Origin of the sequence: Maricaulis sp. (assembly GCF_030149235.1) — a bacterium.
In the GTDB taxonomy this organism is placed as follows: domain Bacteria; phylum Pseudomonadota; class Alphaproteobacteria; order Caulobacterales; family Maricaulaceae; genus Maricaulis.
Window position 1 is genome coordinate 40,054 of the sequence record NZ_JASBRW010000013.1, and the last position, 15,395, is coordinate 55,448.

At 61.5% G+C, this 15,395-nt stretch carries 12 protein-coding genes; 9 read left to right on the top strand and 3 right to left on the bottom strand.

Translation table 11 applies throughout. The annotated features are described in order from the left end of the window. Positions 1-51 precede the first annotated feature (51 nt). Together Q1V51_RS02165 and Q1V51_RS02170 are read left to right on the top strand one after the other, a co-directional pair. A complete protein-coding gene (locus Q1V51_RS02165) occupies positions 52-747 on the top strand; it encodes a response regulator (RefSeq protein WP_300552215.1) in 696 nt (231 codons plus the stop codon). Next, on the top strand, positions 744-2,111 hold the full coding sequence (locus Q1V51_RS02170) for an ATP-binding protein (protein WP_300552218.1): 1,368 nt from the start codon (positions 744-746) through the stop codon (positions 2,109-2,111). Before Q1V51_RS02165 ends, Q1V51_RS02170 begins: the two co-directional genes overlap by 4 nt. 49 nt (positions 2,112-2,160) lie before the next feature. Here the strand turns inward: Q1V51_RS02170 and Q1V51_RS02175 are convergent, their stop codons facing one another. Together Q1V51_RS02175 and Q1V51_RS02180 are read right to left on the bottom strand one after the other, a co-directional pair. Further along, a complete protein-coding gene (locus Q1V51_RS02175; protein ID WP_300552221.1) occupies positions 2,161-2,601 on the bottom strand; it encodes a hypothetical protein in 441 nt (146 codons plus the stop codon). Between the two features lie 255 nt (positions 2,602-2,856). Further along, positions 2,857-4,047 (bottom strand): alpha-hydroxy-acid oxidizing protein, encoded by a 1,191-nt coding sequence (locus Q1V51_RS02180; protein ID WP_300552224.1) that lies wholly within the window; start codon positions 4,045-4,047, stop codon positions 2,857-2,859. A 405-nt stretch (positions 4,048-4,452) separates the two neighbouring features. Between Q1V51_RS02180 and Q1V51_RS02185 the strand changes: the two genes are divergently transcribed. From Q1V51_RS02185 to fsa, 6 genes are all read left to right on the top strand, one after another. Beyond that, a complete protein-coding gene (locus tag Q1V51_RS02185; protein ID WP_300552227.1) occupies positions 4,453-5,577 on the top strand; it encodes an efflux RND transporter periplasmic adaptor subunit in 1,125 nt (374 codons plus the stop codon). Then, positions 5,574-8,696 (top strand): efflux RND transporter permease subunit, encoded by a 3,123-nt coding sequence (locus Q1V51_RS02190; RefSeq protein ID WP_300552230.1) that lies wholly within the window; start codon positions 5,574-5,576, stop codon positions 8,694-8,696. The genes Q1V51_RS02185 and Q1V51_RS02190 overlap by 4 nt, the downstream gene beginning before the upstream one ends. A 413-nt stretch (positions 8,697-9,109) precedes the next feature. Further along, positions 9,110-10,618 (top strand): NAD(P)/FAD-dependent oxidoreductase, encoded by a 1,509-nt coding sequence (locus Q1V51_RS02195; RefSeq protein ID WP_300552233.1) that lies wholly within the window; start codon positions 9,110-9,112, stop codon positions 10,616-10,618. Beyond that, on the top strand, positions 10,615-11,460 hold the full coding sequence (locus tag Q1V51_RS02200; protein WP_300552236.1) for an SDR family NAD(P)-dependent oxidoreductase: 846 nt from the start codon (positions 10,615-10,617) through the stop codon (positions 11,458-11,460). Before Q1V51_RS02195 ends, Q1V51_RS02200 begins: the two co-directional genes overlap by 4 nt. Further along, positions 11,457-12,425 carry an alpha/beta hydrolase gene (locus Q1V51_RS02205; protein ID WP_300552239.1) on the top strand — a complete coding sequence of 323 codons (969 nt, stop codon included), beginning with the start codon at positions 11,457-11,459 and terminating at the stop codon, positions 12,423-12,425. The genes Q1V51_RS02200 and Q1V51_RS02205 overlap by 4 nt, the downstream gene beginning before the upstream one ends. Before the next feature lie 75 nt (positions 12,426-12,500). Further along, positions 12,501-13,154: a fructose-6-phosphate aldolase gene (fsa, locus tag Q1V51_RS02210; protein ID WP_300552241.1), complete on the top strand. Its 654-nt coding sequence runs from the start codon at positions 12,501-12,503 to the stop codon at positions 13,152-13,154. A gap of 25 nt (positions 13,155-13,179) precedes the next feature. Here fsa and Q1V51_RS02215 read toward each other — a convergent pair whose 3' ends face one another. Continuing rightward, on the bottom strand, positions 13,180-13,431 hold the full coding sequence (locus tag Q1V51_RS02215) for a hypothetical protein (RefSeq protein WP_300552244.1): 252 nt from the start codon (positions 13,429-13,431) through the stop codon (positions 13,180-13,182). A gap of 289 nt (positions 13,432-13,720) precedes the next feature. On the opposite strand from Q1V51_RS02215, the gene ccoN reads away from it, so the two are divergent. Next, positions 13,721-15,367, top strand: coding sequence for a cytochrome-c oxidase, cbb3-type subunit I (ccoN, locus tag Q1V51_RS02220; RefSeq protein WP_300552246.1), 1,647 nt, complete (start codon positions 13,721-13,723; stop codon positions 15,365-15,367). The last annotated feature ends 28 nt before the right edge of the window (positions 15,368-15,395 follow it).

Here is a 15,395-nt window from a genome sequence, read left to right on the forward strand (position 1 = left end):
TTTGAAAAACTCGGACATATTCGGGATACAAAAGTCTGCGAAAGAGCGGAAATGACTGAAACGGCCAACATTCTTATCGTCGATGATGACGCCAGTATCCGCGATGCAGTGAGCGAATATCTCGGCCATCATGGCTTCGCCACGACCAGTGCCGACAGCGCTGCGCAGATGGATGAGCTCATGCAGGGCGGGCATTACGACCTGTTGGTGCTCGATATCATGATGCCTGGCGAAGATGGCCTTTCGGTCTGCCGCCGCCTGGGCGAGGACGGTCCGCCGATCCTTGTTCTGAGCGCTCTTGGTGAGACCACAGACCGTATTGTTGGCCTCGAGATCGGGGCATCGGATTATCTTTCCAAACCCTTTGAACCCCGGGAGTTGCTGGCGCGGGTAAGGGCGCTATTGCGCCGTCGCAAGGACAGCGCGCCAGAGGCCGGACGGGTTTACCGGTTCGACCGCTGGAGGCTGGATTATGAAAAGCGCCTCCTGATTGACCCTGACGGAGGGGAAGTGGGGCTGACGGCCGGTGATGTGTCGATCCTGACGGCCTTTCTTGAACGGCCCGGACGCATTCTCACCCGCAATCAATTGCTCGACCTGGCACGGGGGCGTGATGCCGAGGCCTTTGACCGGGCCATTGATCTGGCGGTGAGCCGGATCCGCGGCAAGCTCAATCCGGATGGCGATCGACTGATCGCCACCGTGCGCGGCGAAGGCTACCGGTTCACGGCGACGGTGCAGTCATGATCAAGCGTCCGGTTTCCGCCTTTGTGCAGGCGATCCTGCTGATTGGCCTTACGGCACTGGTCGTGCAGGTCGCCAATATCCTCGCCTTGGCAACAACCCCCACGCCCAACCTGGCCCAGATGTCCTTGCGGCAGGCGGCCGCCATCCTCGCTGAACCTGATCTCGCCGAGGCGCTCGACATTCCGGTGGCTATTCAGTCACAGCCACCTGCAGGTCGCCGCGATGAAACCCTGGAGGCGATCTGGGCGCAGCGTATTGATGTCGACGTCGCGCAGGTGCGGATCGTGTTCATCAGCGATACCCGGGTTGAGCTGGTTCAGCACCGCAATGCTGACCACGACTTCTCGGTGCCGCTCACCTATGAGGGCTTGCCGCAAATCGACACCATTCCGGCTGAATCGATCATCACGCTGGAAAATACGCCCTTGCCCTACATGCTGGCGTCCTATCAGCGTCCTGAGGGAGATTGGCTCGTCATGGGTGAGCAGCCGTCCTTCTGGTCGGATTGGCGCTTGCGGCTGACCCTGATTTTTCTCACCACACTCGTGGTCCTGACGCCTCTGGCCTGGTTTGCAGCGAACCTGACCGCCAAACCCCTGCGCGAGCTGGCCGGGCAGGTGCAGGCGACGCAAAGCCGCGACCTGTCGCGCCGTGCCAGGGTACAAGGGACCACGGAAATTCTTGCGGTCGCCCAGGCCATTGATGATTTGCGCGACCGGCTGGATGCGCAATTGGCAGACCGCGAGCGCATCGTTGCGGCAATGGCGCATGATCTGCGTACGCCATTGACGGGTCTGCGGCTGCGCGCGGAGCAGGCGCCTCCGGCGGCTCGCCAGCGCATGGTCGAGGACATCGAACGCATGGAAGCGATGATTGCGGATGTCATCGACTACAGCCACTCACGTCAGCCGCGCCAAGCCGAGCGGGTCGACATCGGTGAGCTGGCCCGCTCCTGTGTCGACGAGGCGGCCCTGTCCGGTGTGGCCCGCTTCGACGGTGAATTGGCAGTGATGTGGGTGCAGGGCGATCCCATGAAACTGCGCCGGGCCATCGCCAATCTGATCAGCAATGCCCAGAAGTATGGCGGTGAAGCCCTCGTGTCGGTGCATGCGACCGGTGACCGCCTCAAGGTTCAGGTCGAGGATAACGGGCCGGGTATTCCTGAAGCCGATATCGACCGCTTGATGGAGCCCTTCCAGCGCGGCGAAGCGTCCCGCAACCGGTCAACCGGCGGGTCCGGTCTCGGGCTGACCGTGGCGCGCGATGTGGCACTCTATCACGGCGGTGCCCTGGTGCTGGCCAACCGCGCCGAAGGAGGACTGCGCGCCATTCTCGACCTGCCGCTGTACCGGACTGACGGATAGGTCGTGCAGGCAGGCATCGCTGCCCATGCAAGGCTTTCCAGTGCCCGGATTACCCAGCAAAGTCGCTTGCTGGCTGGCGCCCCGTTAGCGGCAGAACCAAATACGAGACGTTTCCGCCTTGCCCGACCTCTTGCCAGCCCAGCGCCGACTGAAGTGCGCGCTTGGGGTGATCGGTGTCAACCACGCCAAAAAAGTAATCAAACCGGCTCATGCCCAACTGCATCGCATTGCGGAGGATTTGACGGTAGGCGCCTTTGCCCTGCCAGGTCTTGCTGACGGCTGCGGAAAAACGGCCGCAATAACGGCCCTCCGGAAGGTCGCCCGCCATCATCAGACGGTCGAGCGCATCCCGGGCCTTCACGCTATTGGAGTTCATGGAACTCGCATCGAGGATACCATAGCCCACCAGTTCAGAGCGGGTTTTGGCGGTGACAACCGCCCCCCACCGCGATGAGCTCAAGCAGTTCTGCCCTCGAATAGGGCGTTCCATAAAACCCGCCGTCCACGGTGGGTGTGCTCGTGAACCAGATTCTATGTAAGGCCGCCAGGGCGTCTATGTCGCCGCCGACGCCCAGACCGCAGATGAGCGGCTCACGGCTTGTTTCAATTTTGTGCCCAGAATCCATCGAATATGTATAATGAAATCAGATGGTACAAACCGCCAACTTCACATGCCGACGCAGGTCTTGCCAGCGGCCAGCGCAGCGCACAGGCCCTCGGTATCTGGGACAGGTTTTAAACCTATCTAGCCTACCCGTTGTGCGCCTTCTGAGCGGACGCTTGCAAGGGTCGGATAGCCATTGACCGCCATCATCAGGTCGGCTTCTGCGAGGATGCATTTGAGCACGTGCGCGGCGCCTTCCGCGCCCCCGAGGGCCAAGCCATAGGTGTAGGGCCGGCCAACCCCAACCGCGCTGGCGCCCAGCGCGATCGCCTTGATCATGTCGGAGCCGGAGCGAATGCCGCTGTCGAACCAGACCGGCGTATCACCGGCGCCTTTCACCACGCCGGGCAGCATGTCGATGGCGCCGATCCCGCCATTGGCCTGGCGGCCACCATGATTGGAGCAGTAGATCGCGTCGATACCCATGTCGGCCGCCTTGCGGGCGTCCTCCTCATGGCAAATACCCTTCAGCACGATGGGAAGCTTGGTGCTTTCGCGCAGCCAGGGAATATGCTCCCAGGTCAGCACTTCACCGAAGACGCCGGCCCAGGTCAGGATGGCGCTCTGCGGGTCATCCTCCGGCGGGGCCGCGAGCAGGCTGCGGAAGACCGGGTCGCAGAAATAATTCTCGAGTACGTGGCCGCGCAATTGCGGGAAGTTCGCGGTTTTCAGGTCGCGCGGCCGCCAACCGGTGACCCAGGTGTCGAGTGTGACGACAATCGCCTTGTAGCCGGCGTTTTCCGCCCGCGAGATCAGGCTCTGGGCCAGCTCGCGGTTTTTCGGGGTGTAGAGCTGGAAATAGGCGGGGACATCACCGCAATGCTTGATCACATGCTCGAGCGGATCATTGGCCAGGGTGGAGGCGACAAACGGTACGCCGGACAGCGCCGAGGCCTTGGCACAGGCAATATCGCCATGACCGTCCTGGGTGCAGATACCGTTGACGCCGATCGGGGCCATGAAGGCGGGGCTGGGCAGGGTGTCGCCGAACAGGTCGGTGGAGAGGTCACGCTGGGCACAATCGACCAGCATGCGCGGGACCATGCCCCAATGGGCGAAGGCCGAGGCATTGCGGTCCTGGGTCAGCTCATCGCCGCACCCGCCCTGGACATAGGACAGGATATGCGGGGGCAGGGCGGCCTGGGCGCGCGCGACGAGGTCCTTGAAGTCGACCGGGTATTCCGGAACGACGCCCTGCAGGCCATTGAAATAGATTTCGTTCTGGAAGCCGCCATAATTCGGGCTTGGCGGTTGTTCGGTGTCTTTTGCCATCTAGGTCTCCCCTGCGCGTTTTCGCGTCTGTCTGCCGGGACGTTAGGCAAACTCGGGCGTTGAGGAAAGCGCTCGCGCCGGTCTCGCCCTCAGCTGGCGACACCCCGCAGGTTAGGCGGCCAATGGAGGAAGGCGTCTGATGCCGAGTAAGCTCCTGCCACCCCAACACCTAGCGGACCGAGACCTTTCGGACTGGCCTTTTCTGCGGCAGCAGGGGGCCCGCTTGTGTCGGGGGGCGCCGTCACCCGATAGCTTAGGCAACCTAATCACAGGCATTATCCCTACGAAGGGAGAGGTTATAAAAAATCGAACCCTGCTCTCATTCACGATTTGATCGATGAAGCTGTCGAAGGGCGTTGAAATGCAAGCCGTTTGAGACATATCCGGGCGCAAAGGAGTTTTTACATGCGCCGTGCTGCCTTTCTTATCGCTGTCCTTGTGGCCTTTGCTGTCATGACCAGCATCGTCGCCTTCCGCGTCCTGACGCCCGAGCCTCAGACACGTGGCGGCTGGGGTGGCCGTACCATGCCGGTCGCGGCGCATACGGTCCGCGACCAAAACTTTGCCGATATCGTCGAAGCTCTGGGTACGGCGCGGGCTGATGAAACCGTGACGATTACCGCTCGCGTGTCAGACACGATTTCGGCGCTGAATTTCGACAGCGGTCAACGTGTTGAGGCCGGTGATATCCTGGTCGAACTGACCGATACGGAAGAGGCGGCGGGACTGGCGGAAGCACGCGCCACGCTGCGTGAATCCCAGAGCGAATATGACCGCGTCAATGGCCTGGTTGAGCGCGGTATCGCCTCACGCCAGCGGCTCGACGAAGTCAGCGCAACCGTGAGCCGAGCCCGGGCTCGGGTGTCCTCGCTGGAAGCCCAGCTGGCTGACCGCATCGTCCGCGCCCCGTTCTCGGGCATTGTCGGACTGCGTGAAGTGAGTGTGGGTGGCTTGGTTCGTCCGGGCGATGCCATTACCAGCCTTGATGATACGCGGGTGATCAAGCTCGACTTCACCGTCCCCGAGCGTTTCCTGGCCTCCTTGCGCCCGGGGCTGCCGGTTCAAGCGGTAACCTCGGCCTATCCCGACGAGGTCTTTGCCGGTTCCATCGCCCAGATCGACAGCCGTATTGATCCGGTCACCCGCGCCGTCACGGTTCGTGCCGAAATCGCCAATGATGATGCGCGCCTGCTTCCGGGCCAGCTCATGGCAGTGGAGATCGAGCGGGATGTTCGGCGCTCGCCGTCCATCCCGGGCTCTGCGATCACGCGATATCTCGACGACAGTTTTGTCTTTGTCCTCATCGAAGAAGGCGAAGTGGCCCGCATCGAACGTCGCCGCGTTGAACTGGGACGCCGCGAAGGCAGCATGGTTGAGGTCATCAATGGTGTCGAGGATGGCGAGCTGATCGTCCGCGACGGTGTGCACCGGGTGCGCGAGGGGATGCGCGTGAGTATTACCGACCGCAGTGAACCGGCGACGGGCAGCCCGACTGCCGGCGTTGCCGCCAGCCAGACGAGCCCGCAATGACCCTGTCTGATATCGCTGTCCGCCGCCCTGTACTGGCCTTCGTGGCCAGTGCACTGATCGTCGTGTTCGGTGTCCTCGGCTTGCGCGAGCTGCCGTTGCGCGAATTGCCCGATGTCGACCAGCCGATCGTTTCTGTGTCCGCGGCCTATCCCGGCGCCAATGCCGAGGTCGTCGAAAACCGGGTGACCCAGATCATCGAGGATCAGCTGTCGGGTATCGATGGCATCGATACCATTACCTCCTCCTCGCGAGACGGCAGTGCCAGTGTGTCGATCACCTTCACCCTGGAGCGCGATATCGAAGCGGCAGCCAATGATGTCCGTGACGCCGTCTCCCGCGCCGTTGACCGCCTGCCGCAGGATGTCGAGACGATCGAGGTGCGCAAGCAGGATGGCGATGCGCGGCCTTTCATGTGGTACTCGCTCATGTCGGACCGCATGACGTCGGAAGAATTGTCCGATTATGCCGCCCGGACCATGATCGATCGTTTCAGTGTCATTGATGGCATTGCCCAGGTTCGCCTTGGCGGCGAGCGTCGTTACGCCATTCGTATCTGGCTTGATCCCCGGGCCATGGCTGCTCGTGGCATTACCGTCAGCGATATCGAGCAGGCCCTGCGCACCCAGAATGTGGAAGTGCCGGGCGGTTCCGTCGAGACGCCGGACACGCAGATCGTCGTCCGTGTTGAGCGCATCTTCGGTGACCCCGAGAGCTTTGCCCGTTTGCCGGTTGGACGCGGTGAGGATGGGCATATCATTCGTCTGGCCGAGGTCGCGGACGTGTCGCGTGAGGCCGAACAAAACCGGACGCTGTTCCGCGGCAATGGCAACAACATGATCGGGCTAGGTTTTGTCCGTCAGAGCCAGGCCAATTCGGTTGAAGTGGCCGACCGGATCGAGGAGGTCGCGGCCCGGGTTCGCAACACCTTGCCCGAGGGTATGAGCCTGATCGTGGCGTCGGACGACACAGTCTTCATCGAGGAATCCATCAAGGAGGTCTGGCGCACCCTGCTGTTGGCCGCGACGCTCGTCGTGTTCGTTATCTACCTCTTCCTGGGCTCCTTCCGGGCCGCCATTATTCCTGCCGCCGTAGTCCCGGTGTGCCTGATCGGCGTCTTTGCGGCGCTCGCTTGGGCCGGTTTCTCGATCAATATCCTGACCCTCCTGGCCCTGGTCCTGGCGATCGGACTGGTCGTGGACGATTCCATCGTTGTGCTGGAAAACATCCAGCGACGCGTCGATCTCGGGGAGGGGCCGGCGCTTGCCGCGCTTCGCGGTGGCCGACAGGTGTTCTTCGCGGTTGTCGCGACCACGGCCGTACTGGTCGCTGTCTTTGTGCCGCTGGTCTTTCTTCCGGGCTTCATCGGCCGGCTCTTCAGCGAGCTTTCGCTGACAATTGCGGCCGCCGTGATCATCTCCAGCTTTGTCGCCCTGACCCTGTCGCCGATGATGGCGTCGAAATTGCTGCGCCCGAGCCGTGAGGCGCGGGGCCCGGCCAAGTGGGTCGACAGTCTGGTGAAGCGCTTGCGGGCAAGCTATCGCTCGAGCTTGGAGGTCGCGCTGAAAGCGCCCTGGATGGCGGTGCCGCTGGTGCTTGTCGCTATCGGTGGCTCGAGTGTCCTGCTGAACCGTCTGCCCGGTGAGCTTACACCGCCGGAAGATCGTGGCGGCTTCTTCGGTTTCTTCTCCGGGCCGGAAGGCGCGAGCTTCGACTACATGGCTGAACAGGCCGATCAGATCGAAGACATAATGCTCGAATATATCGAGCGTGAGGAATTGCGCCGAGTCCTCGTTGTGGCCCCGGGATGGGGCGGGTCCGGTTTTAATTCGGGAATTGTCATCGGCACCATGGTGCCCTGGGATGAGCGCCGTCCGGGGGGGGCGATTGTCGGCGAGATCAATGGCCGTTTCGCTCAGCTGACCGGCGTGCGCGCCTTTGCGTCCATGCGTTCGTCCATTCGGGGCGGGGGTAATGGCGATGATATCTCCTTCGTGATCCAGGGACCGGACTATGCCGCCATCGATGCGGAAGCCGAGCGCCTGCTGGCCGCCATTCGCGCCGACAACCCGAATTTGCTTCGTGCACGAAAGAACTATCAGCCGACCAGCCCGCGTCTTGTGGTCGATATTGACCGGGAACGCGCTGCGGCGCTCGGGGTTTCGGTGTCCGATATCGGAACCACCTTGCAAACCCATCTGGGGTCGCGTCGGGTCGGCCAGTTCATCGAGCGCGGCGAGGCCTATAACGTCATTATGGAAAACCGGCGTGAGGAACGGGCCAGTGCGCAGGATCTCGAGACGCTCTATGTCTCCGGCCGCGAAAATCGCCTGATCCCGCTTTCCAACCTGGTGAGTGTGCGTGAGGTCGGTGAGGCCTCGTCGCGCAATCGTGTCGATCGCCAACGCTCGATCACCATCTCCGCCACGCTGGCGGAAGGCTATAATCTGGGTGATGCGGTCAACTGGCTGGATGACTGGGCGGCCCGTGAGCTGGCACCGGAAATGGGAACAAGTTTCCTCGGTGGCGCCAAGGAATTCCTGGACGCCAATCAGGCCCTGCTGTTTGCCTTCGGCATGGCCCTGCTGATTGTCTTCCTGGTCCTCGCGGCCCAGTTCGAAAGCCTGATCCAGCCCCTGGTCATTATGCTGACCGTCCCGTTGGCGATTGCTGGCGGCCTGTTCGGGCTCGAGATGATTGGTTCCAGCCTGAATATCTATTCTCAGATCGGCCTGGTGATCCTGATCGGATTGGCGGCGAAGAACGGCATTCTGATTGTCGAATTCGCCAACCAGTTGCGCGAGGACGGACGCGATGTGTTGACAGCAACGCTGGATGCCGCGGAGACGCGCTTCCGTCCGATCTTGATGACCGGCTTGTCGACGGCCATTGGTGCAGCCCCGCTGGTGTTCGCGGCCGGCCCCGGCTCGGAAAGCCGGATCACGATCGGCGTGGTGATTTTCTCTGGCGTGGCGGTCGCTACGGTGTTCACCCTGTTCGTTGTGCCTGTCGCCTATGGCGTGCTGGGCCGCTTTACCAAGACGCCGAACTGGATGCGCAACAAGCTGGAAGCTGAAGCCCGTGAGGCGGGCGGCCATGCCGTCGAAGTCGCCGCCGAATAGCGCTTTCGGCTCCAGGGTAGGGATATGGCGGGCCTGAGCAGCGAGCGGGTGGCAAATGCGGGTTAGAGGGCCCGTTTCATCGCATCAGCCCCGTCTGTGTGCTCGCGGATCATCTTGTCCAGATCAGAGATTAGCACCGGCTTGCCAAGCAGGCCGGACATGCCCGTCCCAGGATCTTGTTCTTGGCCCTGACTGAAATGACGTGATCGCTGATCATTCCGCGTCCCGCTTGGTTAGCCGAAAAACCAGTTAAGCCTATTCGGTTTGACAAGGAATGAACGCTATTCCGGCTGACCCGTCTGCCTGGCGGCTTGCCGGCGACGGCCCCCGCCATGCCCTTGTCATCCTTGAGCGAACAGTGTTCACTTTCGCCCGGTTCAAGCCGCTGAGGGCTTGCCGAGCGGAGAGTAAAGATGAGTGAGGCGACAGCCGAATTTGTTGATGTCCTGATCGTCGGTGCAGGTGTGTCTGGCGTCGGCGCTGCACATCACCTGCAGCGACGCGCTCCGGGCAAGAGCTATATGATCCTGGAAGCCCGAGACGGTATGGGCGGGACCTGGGACTTGTTCCGCTATCCCGGCATCCGCTCGGACAGCGACATGCATACTTTCGGTTATGCCTTCAAACCGTGGGAAGACGGCAAGGTGTTTGCTGACGGCCCGGCCATCCGCAACTACGTGAAAGAAACCGCCGACGAGTCCGGCATCACACCCCATATCCGCTTCAAGCACCGGGTCTTGTCGTCCAACTGGAACTCCCGCACAGCCCGCTGGGAAGTTGAGGCCAAGCGCACCGATACCGGTGAACGCGTGCGGGTGGAGTGCCGGTTCTTGATGATGTGTTCCGGCTATTATCGCTATGACCACGGTCATGTCGTGCACTGGGAAGGCGAGAAAGACTTTGCCGGCGATATCATTCACCCGCAGCACTGGCGTGAGGACTTTGATTATAGCGGCAAGAAAGTCGTGATTATCGGTTCCGGCGCGACGGCGGTGACGCTGGTTCCTGCGATGGCGGACAAGGCGGGGCATGTGACCATGCTTCAGCGCTCACCCACCTATATCGCGCCGCGGCCATCGGTCGATCCGGTGGCCAATTTCCTGCGCAAGATCCTGCCGCGCAAAGCAGCGTATTCCGCCACAAGGATCAAGAATGTCCTGATCTCGATCATCTTCTTCGAGATCGCGCAACGCTGGCCGGGCTGGGTGAAGAACCAGGTTCACAAATATATCCGCGACGAGCTGGGCGAAGACTACGACATCGATAAGCACTTTACGCCCAAGTATAATCCCTGGGATGAGCGCTTCTGCGCGGCGCCGGACGGCGATTTTTTCCAGTCGCTGAAAAAGGGCGAGGCTTCGGTCGTTACCGATCATATCGAGCGCTTCACCAAGACTGGTATCCAGCTGAAATCCGGTGAGCATATCGAAGCGGATCTGATCATCCCTGCAACCGGGCTGGAAATGCTTCTGGCCGGGGGCATGGCGATGCAGGTCGACGGCCGCGAGGTCAGCCCGCCCGAAACGATCAGCTATCGCGGCATGATGCTGAGCCAGTTGCCCAATCTGGCGCTGGCCTTCGGCTATACCAATGCGTCCTGGACGCTGAAGATCGATCTGACCTGCGAGCGGGTCTGCCGCCTGCTCAATCACATGGATGCCAAGGGCTATGACTATTGCGTGCCGGAACCGCCGGCCGGTATCGAGACCCAGCCGCTTTTGAATCTGCAGTCGGGCTATATCAAGCGCGCGGAACCCCATCTGCCGCGGCAGGGTACGGAACCGCCTTGGCGGACCTATCAGAATTATATCCAGGACATGCTGGCGATCCGCTATGGCAAGCTGGAGGACGGGGCCCTGCAATTCTACCGCAAAAGCGATGAGGGCGCCTCGGCGCCGCGGGAATTGGCGGCGGCGGAATGAGCCAGCCCCTGACATTTGCCGGCAAGACTGCCGTCATCACCGGTGCGGCGAGCGGTATTGGCCGCGCCCTGGCTCAGGCCCTGGCGGTACGGTGCTGCGACCTTGCGCTGGCCGATGTCAACGCCGAGGGGCTGGAGGAAACGGCCGCAGCGCTTCGCTCCAACGAGCGCAAAGTCACGACGCATATTGTTGATGTCGGCGACAAGGAGGCGATCAAGGCCTTTGCCGATACGGTCGAGGCCGAGCATGGAGCGGCCCATCTCCTGTTCAACAATGCCGGTGTCGCGGTCGGCGGCCGTTTCGAGCAGATTTCCGAAGATGATTTCGAGTGGCTGGTCGGGATCAATTTCTGGGGGCCGATCCGGATGACGCGCGCCTTCCTGCCGCTGATGCGGCGGAGCGGTGAGGGGCACATCACCAATATCTCGAGCATTTTCGGTGTCATTGCTCCTGCCGGGCAAACCGCTTACTCGGCGTCGAAATTCGGTGTGCGCGGTTTCTCCGATGCGCTGCGTCATGAATTGGGCCAGGACGCGATCCGGGTCACCACGGTGCATCCCGGCGGCGTCAACACCTCGATCGCCGAAAATGCCCGGATTTCTGCCCATACCACCGCCGAGGAACGCGAAGCCGGGCTGAAGCAGGCGGCCGAAAACCTGGTCATGCCGCCGGCCCGGGCGGCAGAGATCATCCTGCGCGGTGTTGAGCGGCGCAAGCCGCGCGTCCTGGTCGGGCGTGACGCGCACATGCTGGCCTGGTTCGAGAAGCTCATGCCGTCGCGCTACTGGACCTTCATGCAAGGCCGGCTCGGTTCCGCCCTGAAAGAGGAGAAGCGCTCGTGAGCCTTTGGATTCTGGGGATAATGGCCCTGGTCGTTATCGCCTTTCTGGCGGCCGGCACCGGGTTTGCGATGTTTTCGCGCAATGTCGGCGCCAAGGTCGAGGAAGCCTTGCCACCGGCCGGCCGCAAAACGGCCGTCGCGGGCGGTGAGATTCATTTCGTTGAAGCCGGTGAAGGCCAGCCTATCGTGATGATCCACGGGCTCGCCGGCAATCTGCACAATTTCACCTATGCCATGACGGGTGCACTGGCGAAGGATTATCGCGTTATCGCACTGGATCGACCCGGCTGCGGTTATTCGACCCGCGAGAATGATGACCGGGCCCGCTTGCCCCAGCAGGCGGCCATGGTGGCCGAGTTCCTGGAGCGCGAAGGCATCGAAAACCCGCTCGTTGTCGGGCACTCGCTCGGCGGGGCGCTGTCCTTGTTCCTGGCGCTCAATCATCCCGAACGGGTCGGCGGGCTGGCCATGATCGCTCCGCTGACAGCGGTACAGGATGATGCGCCCGGCGCCTTTGATTCGCTCAATATTGCCAATCCCGGTGTGCGGCGCCTGGTGGCGGGCACGCTGGCTGTGCCGATGACCATTCGCAATGGCGACAAGGCGCTTGGGGAAGTGTTCGGCCCGGAGGCTGCGCCGGAGGATTTCCGCACCCGGGGCGGTTCACTCCTGTCCTTGCGGCCGGAGGCCTTCTATGTGGCGGCCACAGACCTGCACGCCGTGCCGCCGGAGATGCGCCAGGTCCAGGCGCGCTATTCGGAACTTCAACACCCGCTCGGCATGCTCTATGGCGATGGTGACCGGATCCTGCACTGGAAGACCCATATCGCGCCGATCCAGGCGGCCCGGCCGGATCTTGACCTGGAAGTTCTGGAGGGCGTTGGCCATATGCCGCCGATCACGCAGCCTGAGCGGACCGAGGCCTTCATCCGGCGGATGGCGGAACGTGTTTTCGCCGCAAAATAGCGCTTTGCAACCTCTCGACCTTTCACGCGTATCGTGGCATGTGCCCGCCAAGCACAATCAAGGATCATCGCTCCCATGAAATTCTTCATCGACACCGCCGACACGGCAGAAATCCGCGACATGGCTGAAGTGGGACTGCTTGATGGCGTGACCACAAACCCGTCGCTGGTGATGAAGTCGGGCCGCGATTTTCTCGAGGTGATCCAGGAGATTTGCGAGCTGGTTGATGGTCCGGTCAGTGCCGAAGTGACCGCACTGGACGCAGATCAGATGGTTGTCGAGGGGCTCAAGCTGGCCAAGCTGGCGGACAATGTCGTCGTCAAGCTGCCGCTGACCTGGGACGGGCTCAAAGCTTGCCGCCGGCTGGTGTCGGACGGGGTGCAGACCAATGTTACCCTGTGTTTCTCTGCCAATCAGGGCTTGCTCGCCGCCAAGGCGGGCGCGACCTATGTGTCGCCTTTCATCGGCCGCCTGGACGATCTGGGTGTCGATGGCATGGAGCTGATCCATGACCTGCGCGCGATCTATGACAATTACGGGTACGAGACGGAAATCCTCGCCGCGTCAATTCGTTCCGCAGCGCATGTGCAGGATTGTGCCATCGCCGGTGCCGATGTCGCGACCGTGCCGCCGGCTGTGCTCAAGGGGCTGGTCAAACACCAGCTGACCGACAAGGGCTTGGAAGCCTTCATGGCCGACTGGGCCAAGACCGGCCAGTCGATTCTCTAGGTTGGAAGTCTCGACTTGAGCGCCACTAAACGGCGCGGGCCATCTCCGGCGCCAGCTCACGATCCTGTTCCAGAAAGCGGTTGAAGGCCGCCAGCGTCGCATGACTGGTGGCCTCGATCTGGACGAGGCGACGACGAACGGTCTTGCGATTGGTCAAGAACAGGCATTCCGACCCACCCGGATCCTGACTCTCCAATCGGGTCAGGAACCTCAGAACACGTTTTTGGAACGCCACAACTTCGGCATCAGAATCGAACGTGTGTGTCTGAGACAGCATGATTTTACCCCCTGCGAACGCGGTTCGTTGCCTACGCTCCCCGTCTAGTGGAAGCGTTATAGCCGCTTCTCACTGATACGGAGTGTGACCCAGATCACCGTCGCTAGGCAATCGCCATTTATTAACAGACTTGCCTTTGTTGCATAAAAGCGACGGCGCACGCCTGCCTGGACGAGGTCGCGACAAATTGCCCTACATATTTTGCGGGGCAGCGACAAATTGCCATACAGATTTTGCGGAAAGGCCCAAGTAACCCGGTGCTGTAGGCAATAGAAATCCGGGGGCGTCGATGACTTCGTCGCAAACACTTCAACGGAGCGGGGCGGATATTAGCCTTGCTGCTGTTGGACTGATTACCGTTTTAGGGGCGCTCTGGGCGCTCTTCGCAGCGGCGCACGCGCCAGACGCGGCCATGAAGGGCCAGTCCTGGCTAATTTTGGGGGGATTCCTGGTCGGGATCTTTCTCGTTGTCGGCGCCATCGCGCGCGGCGGCGTGATCACCGATCAGCGCGAATATAGCGAGGACATCATCAAAGCCGGCGTGATCGCCTCCCTGTTCTGGGGTGCGGCGGGATTGTTGGTGGGCGTTGTCATTGCTTTTCAGCTCGCCTTCCCGGTTTTGAACCTTGAGGCCTTTGGTTTCACCAATTTCGGCCGTTTGCGGCCGCTGCACACCTCGGCGGTGATTTTCGCCTTCGGCGGCAACGTGCTGATCGCGACGTCCTTCTACGCCGTGCAGCGCACCTGCCGGACACGTCTGGCCGGGGGCATCTGGCCCTGGTTCGTGTTCTGGGGCTATCAGTTCTTCATCGTGATCGCCGCATCGGGCTATCTGGTCGGTATCACGCAGGGCAAGGAATACGCCGAGCCGGAATGGTATGCCGACCTTTGGCTGACCATAGTCTGGGTCGCTTATCTCCTGGTCTTTCTCGGGACGCTCTGGAAGCGCAAGGAACCCCACATCTATGTGGCCAACTGGTTCTTCCTCGCCTTTATCCTCACCATTGCGATGCTGCACATCGTCAACAATCTGGCGATGCCGGTCGATTTCTTTGGCTCCCGCAGCTATTCGGCCTTCGCCGGTGTGCAGGATGCGCTGACCCAGTGGTGGTATGGCCATAACGCGGTGGGCTTCTTCCTGACGGCCGGTTTCCTGGGGATCATGTACTATTTCATCCCCAAGCGGGTGAACCGTCCGGTCTATTCCTACCGGCTCTCGATCATCCACTTCTGGTCGCTGATCTTCATCTACATCTGGGCTGGTCCGCACCACCTGCACTACACGGCTCTGCCGGAATGGGCGCAGACGCTGGGCATGACCTTCTCGATCATGCTGTGGATGCCGTCCTGGGGCGGGATGATCAACGGCCTGATGACCCTGTCTGGGGCCTGGGACAAGCTGCGCACCGACCCGGTTGTCCGCATGCTGGTGCTCTCGGTGGCCTTTTACGGCATGTCGACCTTTGAAGGCCCGGTGATGTCGATCCGCGCCGTGAACTCGCTGTCGCACTACACCGACTGGACTATTGGCCACGTGCACTCCGGCGCCCTGGGCTGGGTTGGCTTCATCTCCTTCGGTGCCATCTACTGCCTGGTTCCCTGGTTGTGGAAGAAGAAGGGCATGTTCTCCAAGACCCTGGTCGACTGGCACTTCTGGATCGCGACCATCGGCATCATTCTCTACATCACCTCGATGTGGGCTGCTGGCATCCTGCAGGGCCTGTGGTGGCGCGCCTACAATTCGCTCGGCTTCCTGGAGTATTCCTTCATCGAAACCGTCGAGGCCATGCACATCCAGTACATCATCCGGGCGGTAGGCGGCTCGCTCTACCTCGTGGGTGCACTCATCATGATCTACAACGTCTATCGCACCATCAAAGATGATGTGACGGAAGCCGACGAGGCTGTCGTGCCTCAGCCGGCACTTGCGGAATAGGGGGGCGGACATGTCTGCGAAAGAAGGC

What these genes read in the sequence shown, in the direction of transcription:
- Q1V51_RS02165 (WP_300552215.1), top strand. Translation starts at nt 52, where the DNA reads ATGACTGAAACGGCCAACATTCTTATCGTCGATGATGACGCCAGTATC.
- Q1V51_RS02170 (WP_300552218.1), top strand. Translation starts at nt 744, where the DNA reads ATGATCAAGCGTCCGGTTTCCGCCTTTGTGCAGGCGATCCTGCTGATT.
- Q1V51_RS02175 (WP_300552221.1), bottom strand. Translation starts at nt 2,601, where the DNA reads ATGGAACGCCCTATTCGAGGGCAGAACTGCTTGAGCTCATCGCGGTGG.
- Q1V51_RS02180 (WP_300552224.1), bottom strand. Translation starts at nt 4,047, where the DNA reads ATGGCAAAAGACACCGAACAACCGCCAAGCCCGAATTATGGCGGCTTC.
- Q1V51_RS02185 (WP_300552227.1), top strand. Translation starts at nt 4,453, where the DNA reads ATGCGCCGTGCTGCCTTTCTTATCGCTGTCCTTGTGGCCTTTGCTGTC.
- Q1V51_RS02190 (WP_300552230.1), top strand. Translation starts at nt 5,574, where the DNA reads ATGACCCTGTCTGATATCGCTGTCCGCCGCCCTGTACTGGCCTTCGTG.
- Q1V51_RS02195 (WP_300552233.1), top strand. Translation starts at nt 9,110, where the DNA reads ATGAGTGAGGCGACAGCCGAATTTGTTGATGTCCTGATCGTCGGTGCA.
- Q1V51_RS02200 (WP_300552236.1), top strand. Translation starts at nt 10,615, where the DNA reads ATGAGCCAGCCCCTGACATTTGCCGGCAAGACTGCCGTCATCACCGGT.
- fsa (WP_300552241.1), top strand. Translation starts at nt 12,501, where the DNA reads ATGAAATTCTTCATCGACACCGCCGACACGGCAGAAATCCGCGACATG.
- Q1V51_RS02215 (WP_300552244.1), bottom strand. Translation starts at nt 13,431, where the DNA reads ATGCTGTCTCAGACACACACGTTCGATTCTGATGCCGAAGTTGTGGCG.
- ccoN (WP_300552246.1), top strand. Translation starts at nt 13,721, where the DNA reads ATGACTTCGTCGCAAACACTTCAACGGAGCGGGGCGGATATTAGCCTT.